This is a genomic window from Orbaceae bacterium lpD01, assembly GCA_036251705.1.
Taxonomy (GTDB): domain Bacteria; phylum Pseudomonadota; class Gammaproteobacteria; order Enterobacterales; family Orbaceae; genus Utexia; species Utexia brackfieldae.
The window spans coordinates 1433125-1448883 of the sequence record CP133959.1; the positions used below are offsets into that span (position 1 = coordinate 1433125).

Sequence of the window (15759 nt, forward strand, 5' to 3'; positions counted from 1 at the left end):
AAAATCCTATGATGGAAATTTAAGCCCGGATGATCCTTACTATCATTATTTACAAAGTAAATATAAAGATCAGTATGATGGCAATAAAGAGATTGCTGATCTAGAGTTTAGTCTGGCGGTCAAAGACGTCGAAGCCTATCGTGAATATCGAGCTCAGATGCTCTCAGAAAATTATGGTTTTGACATTGAGACATCAAGATGGTTAGTGCAACTTGAAAGGGTCAGTAATACCGCGATGTCAGCCACAGCTGCAGTTTTAGGGCCTAAAATCGCCGATGAAGTGGTTGCTAATACAAGCGTGCCTAAGAGTTCATCAGTGACCAAGCCTAATGTTAGTGGTAGTATTATTGATGAAGGTATTAATGGTGGAAAGGGGAATACTGGAAATAACCTATCTCATTTAACCCAAGAGCAACAACAATTAATTAAGAATGCTGACAATATCTCAACAGCAAAACCGGGTAAACAAGTTACAGCTCCTAGAGATTTGAATGAGCAGGTGCTTTGGAAACAAGTTCAGGAGAATCCGTCAAATGGGATTAAATTTTCAGATAGAGGACAAAATCTTAATACAGATGCTCGTTTCCCTACTGACGCAGGGTTCCAAAAAATGAGTGCCACCCATAAATTACCTGATGGAAAAGTTATTGAAATTCATTATCAATATAATTCAAACACTGGTAAAGCATACGATATGAAAATAGTTACACCACAAAGAACTCAATCAGATCCTAAAGATGTAATCGATACTATAAAGGATAACGTTAAATGAAAATAAAAACAGAATATGGTCATCTAATTGATATTTTTGGAATATATTGGGTTTTATCCATTGATAATTCTTATGCGGAAACGATATTATTGGGATTGCCAAAAGGTAATGGTGGGCTTACCACTTTTCGGATTACAGGGGAATTAGTTGATAAAGTAGAAATTATTGATCCTATTATTCCCGCTAATTTTATGTATATTAATTCAGGTCTCTATCACCGAGCATTAATAGAAGAAAATTTGCTTGATAATATTATTGAATATGATGAAGATGCCTATAATCGTTTCCTTGAAATCATCAAATCAGAAGGTTTAGTTGAACCTGATTTTTATTAAGTAATCCGCTCCCCACCTATAATTAGTGGGGAGTATATTTTTAAATCTCTAGATCTGCATCGCAAGCTCAATAATCAGCTTGTCCTGTTCAACTTTAATGATGACAGGCAGCCCGGGGTAAAAGCCGAGCTGCTCAGTATGTCATAATCATCGGCACTAAATCACTAGCGAGCAAACGATAAACACCAAATAAAACAATTAATTAGTGATGGTAAAAGCAGGTGCAATTGGATAAAATAACCCCACTTTATCGTTGTGCTAAAAGGAGTTAGTCATGTCAAGGTCAGGGAAACGCTATCTAGCGATGATGTTGCCACTGTTAATCTTATCTATCACGGCCTGCAGCTCATCCTCATTTACCCCAAGAAAAGGGGTGTTACCGCCTGCCACTGGTTATTTAACCGAACAGGACGTATTAGATATTCATCCCACTCAGGAAGTAACAGAGCAGGATATTCAGGCGGCAATTAAGCTAGCTAAAACCGATATTTTGACCCTGACGCCTGGGGCGAAAATCATTCTGGTCCAATCTGGTGCGACAGTGCCTGATTCGGTTATGCAGGAGGCGATGATGGCCTACTATCAGGTATCGGTCTATTCAGGGATCGCGCCGGTAAAACCATTGCCTAAACTCCCCCCCAAAGGTGAAGCGCCTTTAGCGCTGCCCGAACCGAATTATATTAAAAGTCTGCGTTTAGCCGCAGCCAAAGCCCGGCAGGATAAAATTATTGTCTATTGGGGCAATTTAGAGTTAGCTCAGGAAGATAAACAGACAAAAACCCTCGTCTGGCAGCGCTATCTCAGTGGTGATATCCCTAGCTCAACCAAACAGATGCGTTATCTGGTGCATTTTGCCATCGTAGATGTGAAGACCGGTATGTGGGCGATGTATGTGGCGATGAATCACCAGAACAACTTTGTCGCAACTCTATTCAAGCGCCAACAGAGTGATATAAATCAGATAGCATACGTCAAAGAGCAGGCTTATCGTCTTGCAGCACAAAGCTTAGCTGAACACTTCTCGTCCGCACAAATCAGTGCTGCTAAAAAGTCAACAACACCATAATCGACGGTGTTTGTTTTATTGGTGAGTCTACCCTTGCTCAACCCGCTGTTTCACTGCTTAGCACATAGTAATAACTTAGTAAGCTATTTAAGCGTTGATCGATCTGTTTGATTAAGCTCGGTGTCGGCTGGACCGACAGCTGGCGTAATAACGCCTCAACGGGGGCTTCTTTATCCAACTGTTGTTGAATCTCATACAATGCAGATTGAAACTGGGAAAAAGTCAGCAATGAGGGATCTTGTTGAGCCCGATCGAGCCTGGTTAATAACTGACTTAAACGCTGCTGCACCTGATGATAACTATCGTAGCTAAAGCGATCTTGATATTGTCGTGTAAGCTGCGCATGCCACGCTTTTGTCAAAGCCTGCTGCGTTAGGCTGTTTGGCCACAAGCGCGCGGCAAGCGCGACTAAATTCGCCCCATAATAGCGAGTGGCCAGTGGCGACAACTGCATCACTTGCTGTAGTTGTCTGGCGTAATCGGCCTGCGCCGCTGTCTGACCGCTCAATATTGGCAGATAGGCGCGGTGTTCTGTAGCAAAACGCGTGGCGGCCTGTGGCTGAAAAAACGACAGATCCAGCTGTGCTGGTTTGTTGGGCTGGCTTTGCAAGCTGTAAAAAGCCAATAGACAAAAGCCACTGACGGCAATGCCCAAGATAAAACCGTGCCAGCCTTTCAATCGTCTGATGGTGGGCTTGGCTGCCGGAATAACCGGCATGATGATGGGATGCGGCGCAGCGGCGGCATCGATTTGCGGCGTTTTGGCGATCACCTTGCTTTTCGGCTGGATTTTAGCCACCTTTTGAGTGAGAGAGCGTTGTTCCAAGCTGATACGCGTATTTTTAATATAATCATATAACGCATAAATTTGGGGTGGCTTCTTGACCGAGACTTGCTGCAGTTTTTGACTGATGGTTTTCAATGACCGTTCCATTTGCAGTAGTAAAGGGATTTGCTTGGTGGTAAACGGATAACTGCGCACATCCTGATCAATATAACGATTGAGCCAGTCAAGCATATTGATACGTGCGCTATCGCTCGTTGGCCAAAACGTTGACCAATGGTCACGGATAAGCAGGGCAATTAACTCAAGACCTTCACACATCCCGATCAGACCGACTAATTTTGTTTTGGCTAAGGTAAAATAAGCCGTTGTTTGTAAATCTAGACCCTGCTCTTTAAACAGGGTTAATGTGTGGGCTTCAATCAACCGGTAATCGATAGCTGGCGCTGCCGGATGATTCATCTTATTGATCTCATTTCTGATCTCTGAAAACGCCAAATAAGCTCTTGGGTCACCGCCAATCTGTCTGTGTACTGACATGATAGATACCTTGTTGTGCCGGGTAGTTGACTACCCGGTTAATGCTGATTAATAAAGAGTTTGCGGTAAAGTAAACTGACTAAATAAGCCACCGGCAAAGGGATTATCTGATTCATCAACGTGAATACGATAAGTGATATAAGCCTTGTCAATATCATAGCGAATATCAAAGGTGTTACTGGTTATGTTGGTGAGTTTACCGGCATTGAACAGACGAATCAGTCCCCAAGGACCAGTATAGATCATCGACTTATCGGTGCGTTCGTTACCACCAATTAAGCTCAACCGGCTCTCGATATTGTCGCGCATTGAATTTGGCCAAATCAGATGCACCACGTTATTACTCGCGTGCTTATATTCCACCAACTGACCATCTAAATTTAACACGCCCCGGCGCCGATTGCCTGACATATCGATCGGTTGCAATGAGAACTGGATACCTAATCCCTGTTGAGTGAAATAAGCCCGGCGAATCTTGTCAGCTAAGGCCAGCTGTTTGATAACATCTTCACGTATTAAAGCATGACCAGACTTATCAATACTGAGTCTATTCTCGACGAACGCTTTGAGATGTTGTTGATAAAACAGATCGAGTGTACCGCCATAACCAAAGAAACGCTCAAACTCACTCAAAGGCACATCTGAGGTTGCCACCGGATTGAAAGGATAGCGATCGGCAAAATAACGTTGATAGGGACTCACTACCTGTTCATTCCACTGGATTTCCAATGATTTGATTGCCTCAACCATAATCACATGCCAGACCTGATTGGTTAACTCATCAATCCAGCGTCCCAACGGTTCGGGGATGGTTTTGGCCATTTGTTGGGTCTCAAAGATCGGATCACTGGCGCTATTATTGAGCCTGAATTGTACCGCCTGCAATGCCGCTTTGGCAGGATCAGGGGAATGTTGAATCGCTAATAGATAACGGTGCATATCGCCCAATTTGCTGATGATATTTTGCAGTGTGCTAGTCTGATCATTATTTTCTAAAATCACGCTGGTTTCTTGTCTGAACGCGTGATTGAGCGTATTGAGCAGCTGATAATCACGTTGCTGGCTTAAATTAGCTGATATCTCTGTCGTCGCTAACGCTTTTGGTGAGACATTCTCTTCTAACAGCACCATCGCGCGCCGAAAGATTTGATCACCACTGATCACCTGTGTTAAGGCGTTAATTGCCTCTGTAATATGGGCAAATGGTTTAATGTGCACATTACTATAGGCGGCGCGCCAAGTGGCGATATAATCATTGAGATAAAGCGCAGTAATTTGCCGCTCAATCTCCTTTCGATCCGCTTCACTATAGTCCGTATTTTGGGTCAAGTTTAATACCCAGCTATCTAAAGTCGTGAGTTGAATCAGCTGACTATCTTGACGAATAAAATAGTTGACTAACCCTTCACGTGTTAGCAGCTGCGGGATATCGAGCATATCGGGATTATCCGAGACAAAGACCTCATCAAAACCAGCACCAATTTGGTTTCTGATGTTGAGTGTAACGGGCAGGGCGATCTTGGATTTAGACAATAAATTTTGATAAACTCGCTGATAAATCGATAATCGTCTTAAGTCAACCTGTGCATCTTGAATACTTTGTTGGAAGGGTAAAAAGCTATCGATGGCCAGCGCCACTTTAGCCGTTCTGGCCTGTTTCCACTGAATATGCTCAAGCGCATAGACTAAATGGCGTAGCAACTGATCTTGTCGTTCGCTTTGTCCTTTAAAGGCGGTGCTCCAGCGTGAAGCCATATATTGAATCACCATGGCGTTATCACGGCCGCTCTCATCTTCGATCATGCGCATGATACGTAAGATAGTCAATTTCTCTTCACTACCAGGTTGGGCTTTAGCTAAATCAGCCTGTAAACCATTCATAATGGCAGGCAGAAAACGCTGTTGCAATAATTTCAGATAGGTATGGTCAATATAGGGGCCAATTTTATACCCTTGATAAAGTCCCATATCTGCAAACAAACGATTACGCCGATGATAGTCCCCGTAAGCGATAGTGGCATCTCCAATCGGATTAAGCAGTGGCAGCTGTAAATCGCCGTAATAATCTTTTTGCTCAGGTAGATCAATATGCATATATTGTTGTGCTTTTAATAACGCGGCTTCGCCTGCGCGATAGTTATCCCGATAGCAGTATTGCCAGCCAGCCAGAATCGCGATACCGATGATAGCGGTGAGCGTGCCCCAGCAGAAAAATTGGCGCTGTTGATAACGTTGATAAACCTGGTTTTCACTGGCCAGCTGGGTCTCTTTGAACAGTAAGGATTGGCAGAGATTGTGGGTAAAATAGCTGTACGAAACGGGTTTTTGCCAGCTGGGGTAGATCTGCTCCGGAAGATGATATTGTGAGGCAGCTGATTTAACAAACAGATCCTCCATCTGACCTTTTTGCGTTGAGGAGGTGAGGTAGACACCACGTACCAAAAACGGTTGCGCCTTCAAGGAGAAGAAACAGTGATCAATCATTTGATCGATATACACCTTAATCCCGTTCACCTCACGAATAAAGGTAAATAGCTGACTACGCTGGCTGACATCCACGCTGTTGATCATCATGGTCGGCAGGGCATGATTGAGTTGATTGAGCCACTGTTGCCAGAACTCGTTTAACGCGCTGCGCCAATCTTTTTGCGGATCGGAAAACGTGACGCCGACAATCTCTTCTCGTTGGCTTTTATCCAGCGTTTGAAACATGGCCTCAAACCCATACAGCAAATCCAGTTTAGTTAAGATGATATAGACTGGCAGTTGGCAGTGTAAGGTACTTGCTATCTCTGCCAGCCGGGCTTTTAACCTAGCCATATAGCGGTCTTTCTCATATTTGCTCATGGTACTGAATTGAAAGATATCAATCGTTAACACAATACCATTAAGCGGCTGGCGAGTCCGTTCAGTCACAAGCCATTGTAGGACATTTTTCCATAACCGTTCTGGCAATGATGAGTGTGCAGTGTCGCTATTTTGTTCAAACAAACGTCCAGCAGTTTCAATAATCACGGCCTGATCAGTTAACCAGCACTGCACAGCCTGAGGCTGCGCTGGCTCGTAGAGGGTATTGAGTTTTTCCCCCTCTTTTAAAAAGGTGGTTTTGCCACTATTCACATCACCAATAACTAAATACCAAGGTAACGCATAGTTAAAATCTTTGCGCATGATATGCTGCTTAAGCCTTAACCGCCAGCGCGTCAAATAACGCTGTTGATCATTAACAGCAATTTGCACCGGATCTTTGATCGTCTGTTTAGTTAGTTGCTGTTGACTATTTAGCCATTTAACCCGTTTATAGAGCCGGTAAATAACCCAAATCATCATGCAAATAGCTGAAAAGAGCGTGATTAACCAGCGTGTCAATAACGAGGCGAACGGTTGTTGGCCAAGAAAGATAAAGCTTGGACCAAATAGCCACATCCAGAGCAGCGCCAGACACCAAACCACAATAATAATAGTTGATATTGTCGACTTAAACTTAAATTTTGGTAATCTTGGTTTGGGCAGTTTCATTGATTACTCCTTATGGCCAATTTGGGCGGCAACTTCATCACATCGTTCAAAAAAGGCAGGCTCCCAATGCTTCACCTCAAGCTGACTCACTTTATGTTGTAGCTGATCGAGCTGCAAGTGGGCTAATTTATCGCAGCCGACTTTATGCATCAGTGTAATAGTTTGTAATTGTGCGTAACTGAGATCACGCAGTTGCTGCGAACTCTGTTGGTCTAAATAGTGGATAGCAGCGGCCAGACCATCGGCTTCAAAAATAGCCAATGATTGATCAGGCTGATCGATATGGCTGCTGATCAGGGCTTTTTTATTCAGCCATTTGAGGGTCTGCTCACTGGCAAACGGGTCACCGTTATTATAGTGTAGCGTGGCACAGGCAGGGCAACGCTGTAAAAAATAGCCCAGCGCATGCTTGATCAACTTGGCAATATGGGGATAACCCAATTTTTGGGCGATTTGGGCCGACATAAAATGACCATCAAACCAATAAGGTGAATAGGTTAGGGTATTTTCTATTTTTTGCCATAATTCTACGGTCGGCTGATTCAGTTCACGCATATATCCACTCACTTTTTCCGCCGGCAACGGGGGAACTTGGGTTCGATCATTATGAGCTACTGGCACATCAATATTGAACCAGACAATATGCCGGCGCAGCTGAAAAACAATCGCTTGATGGGGCGCGCGGCTATTTTCAATTTCAATCACTTTTAAGAGTGTTCGGCGCCAAGCCTGCTCGGATCCGGCATCTAAGCTGATATCCAGTGAAGGCTTGATGTCGCTTTCTGAACTAGGAGTTGACGTGATTGGCTTAGTCTGAACGTGTTTGACCCCCGCCACTTGTGAGCTCATAGGATCTTTCGCGAGCGCTGACGGCACTTTGGCATAGCTGATGATCAGTTTATCGAGTTCATCACAAATATCCGGATAACTTGCCTGCAAGGCCTGTTTTAAACGGACAAACTGCATAGTCGACTCATTGCGCTCAGCGTCAATGGCCTGCGTATTAAACTCACTCTTGACCATCGAGAAGCGCTGAATAATCATGTATAAAATGCGTTTTTTGAGTTTTTGTGGCGCGGCAATGTCCCAATAAATCTCAATATAATCAGCTAAGAGGGTTATCCCTAACAAAATTTGATTGGGTGCATCACTTCGCTGTAACGTATTGATTAAATGCGCGATTAAACGAAAATCCTTGGTCGATTGCTGCAATAATGCTAACACGACCTGCTGGATATGCCCCATGTCCACAGTATCGTGACTAATGGTACCGATTTTGGCCGCTTCACTTTCAATATCGAGCCAGTCCGGATTGTCGGCTGCAATCGGCTGTTTTTCCAGTTCCTGACTAAAACGCTGGGTTACCACTTGACGCCAGGGATGCTCAGTAATAAATTCCATAATGTCCTACTCTATAATGACTTTCATCATCCCACCAGACCTAATACGCCATCCACCTGGTCATTCACCAATGGCAGGCTTGACGTAATGGCACGATGGCTTTTTCCAATTGATAAATATTGAAAGAGAGTCCGTTCAATAATGGACTATCCGATTCAATCAGCACGGCTTTCGCCTGAAAAAGCTTTTGGATTTGCGCGATACCAGGCAGGCCGCGACTATTTTCTAGCACCAAACCTTGATCGCGAATAAACCAGTGTGACTCAAGTCGGCTACCGGTGTCGGTTTTGAGTATCAGATTACTGGCCGAACTCGGTAGCGGTGTGTTCACAATAATTTGCATACGGGTAATATTGTCCAGACAACTCAAGGCTAAAACCGGCCTGGGCGAGCGCGTACCGAGCGCCGGCGTAGTCAAAATCACCTGTGGTGAAATCTCGCCATCGGCCTGCGTCAGTATAAATTCGGTTGAATTAGCGGGGCGCTGCTGCTCTTGTATTAACACTTTGGCGATATCCTGGTGATACGTGTCTGGCAACGGCGCCGGTTCGGGAGTCGCTTTGATGATACTGTCATAACAATCTAAACGAATTAAGGCTGAGCGCTCGTTTTGGCACTGTAGATAGGCTTGTCGCCAGCTATCGTCTGCGTGCACCCACCAAGCGGCTAACAGTAACAGTAGAGCGCTGACACGCCAGTTGATCGGCATCTTCTGTCTTAGCATGGGCTACACTCAGCAATTTTGGCAAAGAATTGATTATCCTTGACGCCAAAATGGATAAACTTAATCGTTTCACCCGCTGCGATTTTATTGAGTATTTGTAATGATACCGGTGGCAATAGATGGCCATCGATTATCGACTCCAGCATTCTAGCGCCATTTTCTGCTCGGGTTGCCCGGCTGATGATTTGCGCACTGACTTCATCATCAAACACCACTTCTGCGCCAAATTTCTGGTATAAGGTATGGTGCAGTTTTTTGAGTTTGGCTTGAATAATGTCGCGTAGTACCGCCTGACTGAGGGGTAAATAGGGGACGATCTCCATGCGCGCCAACAGTGCAGGTTTAAAAAAGGTCACCAGTTCCTGATAGAGCTGATCATGGATTTCGCTAGGACGATCGGCAAAATCAACAATCGTTTGGTCGCCCAGATTAGAGGTTAAGAAAAAGAGTACATTTTTACAGTCAATCACCCGACCTTCACCATCAGCCAGTTCGCCTTTATCGAAGGCTTGATAAAAAAGATTAAGCACATCGCGATGCGCTTTTTCGACTTCATCGAGTAACACCACTGAGTAAGGCTTTTGCCGAATACTCTCGGTTAAAATGCCACCTTCACCATAACCGACGTACCCCGGCGGAGAACCGATTAAGCGTGAAACCGTGTGTTTTTCTTGATATTCGGACATATTAATCGTGGTTAAATATTGGCGACCGCCAAATAATAGTTCGGCAATTTGAATGACCGACTCGGTTTTACCAACTCCACTCGGCCCAACTAATAGGAATGCGCCTAACGGCCGACCCGTGCGACGTAAATCTGCTCGCGCGGTTAATAGGTGGCGATGTAACTGTTCAATAGCCAGATACTGACCTTTAATTTCAGTGTTTAAATATTGCGGTAAATGCGTTACCACCGCCAGCTCATCTTGCGAAATTCGCTTTAAGGGTATACCAGTATGCTCGGCAATCACAGCTGCAATCTGTTTTTCATCCACATGAGGTGAAACCAGCACTGCATCTTGTTGCAAATTGGCTAACTGCTCGCTTAAACGATCCAACTCAGCCCGTATCGCCGCGTCATTGACTAAGGTATCTGTCTCTATCGGCGCAATAGCGATGTTCTCGCTAGTCTCAGCCGGCACCAGATCCGGCGGCTGCGTAACAGCTAACACTGGAAAGTTGTGGTCTGTGAATGGCTCGGTAGGGGATAAACACTGGGCACGCAATTCAATTAAACGCTGCACGATAGTGAGCTGTTGTTGCCAAAGTTCTTCAATACGAACCAATTCAGCCTCAGTCTCGTGACAAGTTTGTTCCAGCTCAGCCATACGCAGGAGGTTATCTTTTAGTCCCAGCTGATTTTCACGGCTTAACAGCGCAATTTCTTCATGATATTGATGTAATTGGGTCTGTAAGGCTGAGACCTGACGAGGTGGTGAGGTAAGGTTAATCGAGATCCGTGCACAGGCGGTATCTAATACGTCAATCGCTTTATCCGGTAGTTGTCGGCCGGATAAGTAGCGATCACTTAAATAGGCACAAGCCTGTAACGCGCCATCGTCAATGAAAACACCATGGGCCTGTTCATAAATCTTGCGTAAACCACGCAGAATGATGACTGCTTCAGCAGCGGTAGGCTCGCTCACTTTCACTAACTGGAAACGACGGGATAAGGCGGCATCTTTTTCGAAGTACTGTTTATATTCGCGCCAGGTGGTGGCGGCAATAGTTTTTAATTCACCGCGAGCTAAAGCCGGCTTTAATAAGTTGGAGACATCAAGACCACCATGCTGATTACCGGCACCGATCAAGGTATGAGCTTCATCAATAAAAAGAATAATCGGCGTAGGGGAGTGGCTCACATCGGCCATGATGCCTTTAAAGCGTTTTTCAAACTCGCCTTTGACTGAGGCTCCTGCTTGTAGTGCCCCTAAGTCCAGGCTCATAATCCGAGTCTGTTTCAGTTGCTCGGGGACCTTGTTATCGATAATACGTAGGGCTAAACCTTCAATTAAGGCACTTTTACCGACCCCAGCCTCACCCACCACAATCGGATTATTTTTACGGCGTCGACATAAAATATCGATCATCAAATCGATCTCTTTATCACGGCCGAGCACCGGATCCAGTTTACCATCAAGCCCTTGTTGAGTGATATCGATAGCATACCGGTCGAGCAAACTAATGTCTGCCTGAACGGTGCTATTTGAGCCTACTGGTTGTGCAGTTTCAAGACTGTTTTCAGCTGAACCGGTCACCCATTGGCCAAATTGTGATTTCAGCAATTCACGATTAATCCTACTGAGAAGCTCGACGGCTGGTTTAGGTAAATAGCGATGGGGACTGTAAAGAAGCGTCAGTAAGATAATGCCGGTACGTAAATTGGTCTGGGCAAACTCGGCACTGTTGAGTAAAAAGGCATCTTGCAGTAATTCGATCAATAGTGGCGAGAAGCTTGGTGTGCTCTGTTCGTATTGGCGATGATCATAAGAGAGCTGGGTTAACAACGTCTGTAAACGTTCTGTGTCAATATTCGCCTTAGCCATGATTTGTCGAATATCACATAAAGGTGTGTCTAGGCTCTGCAATAAAAAATGACAAACGGTCATTTCGCTGCTTTGGGTGTTCACGCAAGTCGCCGCCATCCCTTCAAAGATATAGCGGCTCACCGGGTTTAAATGTTTCAGAAGTGAGGGTAACTCAATGCGAATCATAACGCGACTCCCTTTATTTTAATAATTGATTCAACTGCGTCAAAATATCGGCAGTTTGTGAATTTAAGCTGAACAGATAAAGACTATAAGCAAAGGCTAAAATTCCTATCGCGCCCCAAATAATATGTTTTTTACTGATGGCGCGGGTTAAGTAATAAGGGACTGCTTGGATCTGGCCAAGGTGCAGACGTGTGGACGGTGGTTCACCATTTAGTGAGGTTAATAAGGTATTTAAGCGCCGAAAAAGTTGTTCAAATTCATCGCTATTGGGATGTTGTACTTTATAGCGCCCTCTAAAACCTAACCCAAAACAGAGATAGATAAACTCCAGCATAGCTTGATACCGTTTGGGTTCATTCATTAACCGTTCGGTAATCTGAAATACCCGTTCTCCCCCCCAGCCCTCATTGTGGAAATGGATTAAGAGTGATTTATGACTCCAAAATTGGCCTAACATCGGTTCAGATCCCATGATGCATTCATCGATAAAACTGCACAGCACATAGCGGAAGGTCACAATGGAACCCGGTTCATAACCTTGCATTTCCAGCTGTTGACTGATGTTTTGGATATCGGTGACGATCTGTCGGTATAGATGATCAGGATCGTCAATCGGTGTAGATAAATCCTGAATGCGTAAGATCATACCGAGCAGTGGTGTGGCTGCATCTACAATCGGGTTCAGATTATTGCCAGATAAGGGTAGGGTATACTGTTCTAACTGGTTTACATACTGCTGCGTCTTACCAGCGCTATGATGAAGCTTTGGCGTGGCCATTATTGACTCCTTACCGCCCAAAATTGCAGATTCAGTTCAGGAAAATGCCCGGCAACGTGAAATGCAATACTGTTGGTTTTGATTACATCACGCCAGCCCGGCGCTTGGGTATCTAACTGAAAGTAAGTATAACCAGCGTGGAAAGGGAGCTGTGGCGGCGCGGCCGACAAGGGGATTAAAGGAATACCGGCTAGCTGAACATGTACTAGATTATCGATGGAGAGGGGCGAAGCGATTTTGGTTTGTTGAACAAAAGTACGCATAATTTGCTCCTGAGGTAATTGGCTTTTCACCGCCAGAACAAAGCTAGCTGTTTTCAGCAGTTCAATATCATTAATCACCCCGATGTAGATACCATTTTGTTCGTTTAAGGTAATTGAAACCGCCCGCGGTGTTAACACAATACTCAGCGCCTGACGTGTTAATAACATCAGCGCTTTGAAGGTGGTCGTTAAGTCATCATGATTATAAAAGTGAAAATCCTGTGCCGTTCTGGATTCGGACGTAAATGTCATCAATTCAGAGCAGGTTTGGCTTAACATCAGATACAGCGTTTCCGGATGAACAATTTTAGTTCTGGCCAAATGCTGATAACGGGGTTTGGCTGAATTGAGCAGTTGTAGCATTAAGAACTCAGCAATACCGGTCACACCTTGTTGCGTTGGTGAGCCCATTTTATCCGATAGTTGTTTAGCTCTTTCTGCGACTAAATTAGCGATTTCATCGAGAAAATTTTGCAGCATTGGTGCGGTGCTGACTTGGCTAATAGTTGGAATAAAGGTATCGTCTAAAACGATGGCGCCATCAGTACGTAACTCTTTGATCCGACACAGTGGCAACACGGTATAAGCATTGAGATCATCCGAACCTTGCATAATTTTAGGCGTGAGCTGTGCTATATTTAACTGAATATAATTCCCACCTTTAGTGTGCAAATCGCGTACCGGAAAAGTACTACTCTTATAACGCGTCATGTCATCAGCTGTCTCTTGCGCAACGTCGATTTCACTAAGAGAATTATTCAGGATAGGCAACGCCAGATAGATATCTTTACTTGCTGCACTTGTTAAATGGCTAATCGCCAAAGGTTGAGGTAGACAGTCTTGGTAGGGGATCTCAAATAAGCTACCATCAGGCATAATGCCCGACGCCTCCGTCAGGCCGATCCGGCCTAATTTAAACAGGGCCTGATCAAGCTGAAGCCGGCTAAAACCATAAGCATAGTTAACGGTACTTTCAAATTTTGCGCTCACGACATAGTCAATATAACGCTGCTGCTGCTGAAAATGCTGTGGCGCAATAGATAAGCCTTCTTTCCATATCACCCGGTTTTTACTGGTCATACTGTGTCCTTTTTATGATTTCTTGATTTCAACTTCGCTGGCACGCACATGGATTAACAGATTATAGGTCTTGCCGACACCCTCGATCTCAGTTATGTCGAGCCAATAAGCCTGCCCACTGTCTGCTCCAGCGAAATGGGCAATGACCGCAATAAATTGGGTTTTGGGGTCGACGGGTATCGGTTTAAGCGTTTTGTATTCACCCGGCTCAACCGTATAATCCTGATGATCGATATAATTTTTAGCTAAAATTTTATCTAATGGTTCGGTGGCAATTTGATAATAATCGGTACTGAATAATTTAGAGTCCTCATTTAGAAACACCAGCTGAATATCGGTTGGCGTGGCTTCACCATTATAATTAGGATTAATATCGTTATCAGCTAATAAGGTCAGAGTGATTTCGGTTGGGTTGTTATCTGGATAGCCAACGGGTACACTCGGATCAGTGATGACCTGATAAAGTTTTTTCGTTGTTTCGCAGCCACCTAGCAAGGTGCAAAATATCAGCAGTAACACGCCCCCTAATCGCATGATAGAGAGCCCTGTTGATCCTGTTGATTCTGTAGCTCGCGCATCTGGCGATCGTAAGCGTGCGCATAGACTTCCCAAAACAGTTTATCGAAGCCTTTCTGGCGTTTTGAGCGCAGCTCATCATAATAACGACTATAAATATCCCAAGCCCAAGCACTATCCATCGCGGTTTTATCACTATGGCGTCGATAACGGGCAAAACGGGTAATTAAGGCCTGGGGTGAAAAAGCCGCCAGCAGGGCGGACAGGGCTTCGGAAATAGCCTGTTGATTGGCTTGATGATGTAACTTAATGTAAGCTAAACTTTCGGCAATGGCCGAGGGTGCCGAGAGATGCACCGGACATTTGTCGGTTGAGTATAAAAGATTAATCGTCTCTTGATAGCTTTGATTTAAACGTAGCGGATTATCTTCAGTTGGGCGCAGCTGTTTATCCGCTAAATGGGGATTATTACTGTGTAAATCTTTCAGTCCCTCAATCACTTGCTTTAGGCTATCACCGATCTCCTCCAGCAATTCATAGGCCTCCTGACTATTGTTCAAAGGCAGTGTGCTGCTCAGTCCCTGATAGAGTGGATAAATGGCGACATTGATTAAGCGATCTTCCTCATTTAGGCACTGTCCCGTCTGCGGATTGAGGTTGATTGACTGAGCTAACAGATTATGGTTCGATTGCTGAAATAGCTTAGCTTGCTGGTCGGCCGGCCTGGTTGTTGTGGTTATTTTTTCAGCATCGAGCACTTTTATGGGATCAAGTGGCATTGGCGCGACCACCTCAGCGGTGCTGTGTCTGGTTTGTACTGCGTCAGTGTGTGCAGTGTTAGTCGGTTCTCTGCTAAGAATATCGTTTAACGGATCTGCGTGATTGGCAATCATCTCTTCCGGTCGCATGGCTAAAGGATCGTCCGTTAGCTGACCACTTTTATTGATGTGCACCCGTAGGGTCAGTGCACCTAACTGTACCTGATCTCCCTGCTGTAAACGAATCGGCTTGTTATTTTGAAACAAATCAATATGATTGAGTTGCAAATTAGCGGCCAACGCCTTGAGACAGTAATGGCCATCGATGAGCACGATTTGCGCATGACAGTTTTCAATCTGGCCATGCTGGTCTTGTAGCGACCACTCATTATTCTCGTCACAACCAATCAGGCCACCTGCCATGTCAAGCAGCGCAGAAGCGGATTGACCACTGGCTAAATATTGACTGTTTAATACCTGAAGGGTTAATGTATCTGATGTATTCATAA

General features: G+C 44.7%; 12 protein-coding genes. 3 read left to right on the plus strand and 9 right to left on the minus strand.

Translation table 11 applies throughout. The features are described from left to right. The first annotated feature begins 157 nt into the window (after positions 1 to 157). The 3 genes from RHO15_06480 to RHO15_06490 all read left to right on the plus strand — a co-directional run bounded on the left by RHO15_06480 (position 158) and on the right by RHO15_06490 (position 2173). The gene (locus RHO15_06480) at positions 158 to 772 is read left to right on the plus strand and encodes a hypothetical protein (GenBank protein WVD63124.1); all 615 of its coding nucleotides are present in this window, start codon (positions 158 to 160) and stop codon (positions 770 to 772) included. After that, on the plus strand, positions 769 to 1107 hold the full coding sequence (locus RHO15_06485) for a hypothetical protein (GenBank protein WVD63125.1): 339 nt from the start codon (positions 769 to 771) through the stop codon (positions 1105 to 1107). The genes RHO15_06480 and RHO15_06485 overlap by 4 nt, the downstream gene beginning before the upstream one ends. Positions 1108 to 1381: 274 nt before the next feature. Further along, positions 1382 to 2173 carry a hypothetical protein gene (locus RHO15_06490; GenBank protein WVD63126.1) on the plus strand — a complete coding sequence of 264 codons (792 nt, stop codon included), beginning with the start codon at positions 1382 to 1384 and terminating at the stop codon, positions 2171 to 2173. 37 nt (positions 2174 to 2210) lie between these two features. Here the strand turns inward: RHO15_06490 and RHO15_06495 are convergent, their stop codons facing one another. The 9 genes from RHO15_06495 to tagH form a co-directional block, all read right to left on the minus strand. Beyond that, complete coding sequence (locus tag RHO15_06495) at positions 2211 to 3497, minus strand: VasL domain-containing protein (protein ID WVD63127.1); 1287 nt, start codon at positions 3495 to 3497, stop codon at positions 2211 to 2213. Between the two features lie 48 nt (positions 3498 to 3545). Further along, a complete protein-coding gene (tssM, locus tag RHO15_06500) occupies positions 3546 to 7016 on the minus strand; it encodes a type VI secretion system membrane subunit TssM (protein WVD63128.1) in 3471 nt (1156 codons plus the stop codon). Between the two features lie 3 nt (positions 7017 to 7019). Continuing rightward, positions 7020 to 8417: a type VI secretion system protein TssA gene (tssA, locus tag RHO15_06505; protein ID WVD63129.1), complete on the minus strand. Its 1398-nt coding sequence runs from the start codon at positions 8415 to 8417 to the stop codon at positions 7020 to 7022. A 64-nt stretch (positions 8418 to 8481) separates the two neighbouring features. Next, a complete protein-coding gene (gene vasI, locus RHO15_06510; GenBank protein ID WVD63130.1) occupies positions 8482 to 9141 on the minus strand; it encodes a type VI secretion system-associated protein VasI in 660 nt (219 codons plus the stop codon). Beyond that, positions 9135 to 11855, minus strand: coding sequence for a type VI secretion system ATPase TssH (gene tssH, locus RHO15_06515; GenBank protein ID WVD63131.1), 2721 nt, complete (start codon positions 11853 to 11855; stop codon positions 9135 to 9137). Before tssH ends, vasI begins: the two co-directional genes overlap by 7 nt. 13 nt (positions 11856 to 11868) lie before the next feature. Beyond that, complete coding sequence (icmH, locus tag RHO15_06520; protein ID WVD63132.1) at positions 11869 to 12633, minus strand: type IVB secretion system protein IcmH/DotU; 765 nt, start codon at positions 12631 to 12633, stop codon at positions 11869 to 11871. After that, complete coding sequence (gene tssK, locus RHO15_06525; protein WVD63133.1) at positions 12633 to 13976, minus strand: type VI secretion system baseplate subunit TssK; 1344 nt, start codon at positions 13974 to 13976, stop codon at positions 12633 to 12635. Before tssK ends, icmH begins: the two co-directional genes overlap by 1 nt. A gap of 12 nt (positions 13977 to 13988) precedes the next feature. After that, a complete protein-coding gene (tssJ, locus tag RHO15_06530; GenBank protein WVD63134.1) occupies positions 13989 to 14510 on the minus strand; it encodes a type VI secretion system lipoprotein TssJ in 522 nt (173 codons plus the stop codon). Next, entirely contained in the window at positions 14501 to 15757 is a 1257-nt protein-coding gene (tagH, locus tag RHO15_06535) for a type VI secretion system-associated FHA domain protein TagH (protein ID WVD63135.1), read from the minus strand. The genes tssJ and tagH overlap by 10 nt, the downstream gene beginning before the upstream one ends. Between the last annotated feature and the right edge of the window lie 2 nt (positions 15758 to 15759).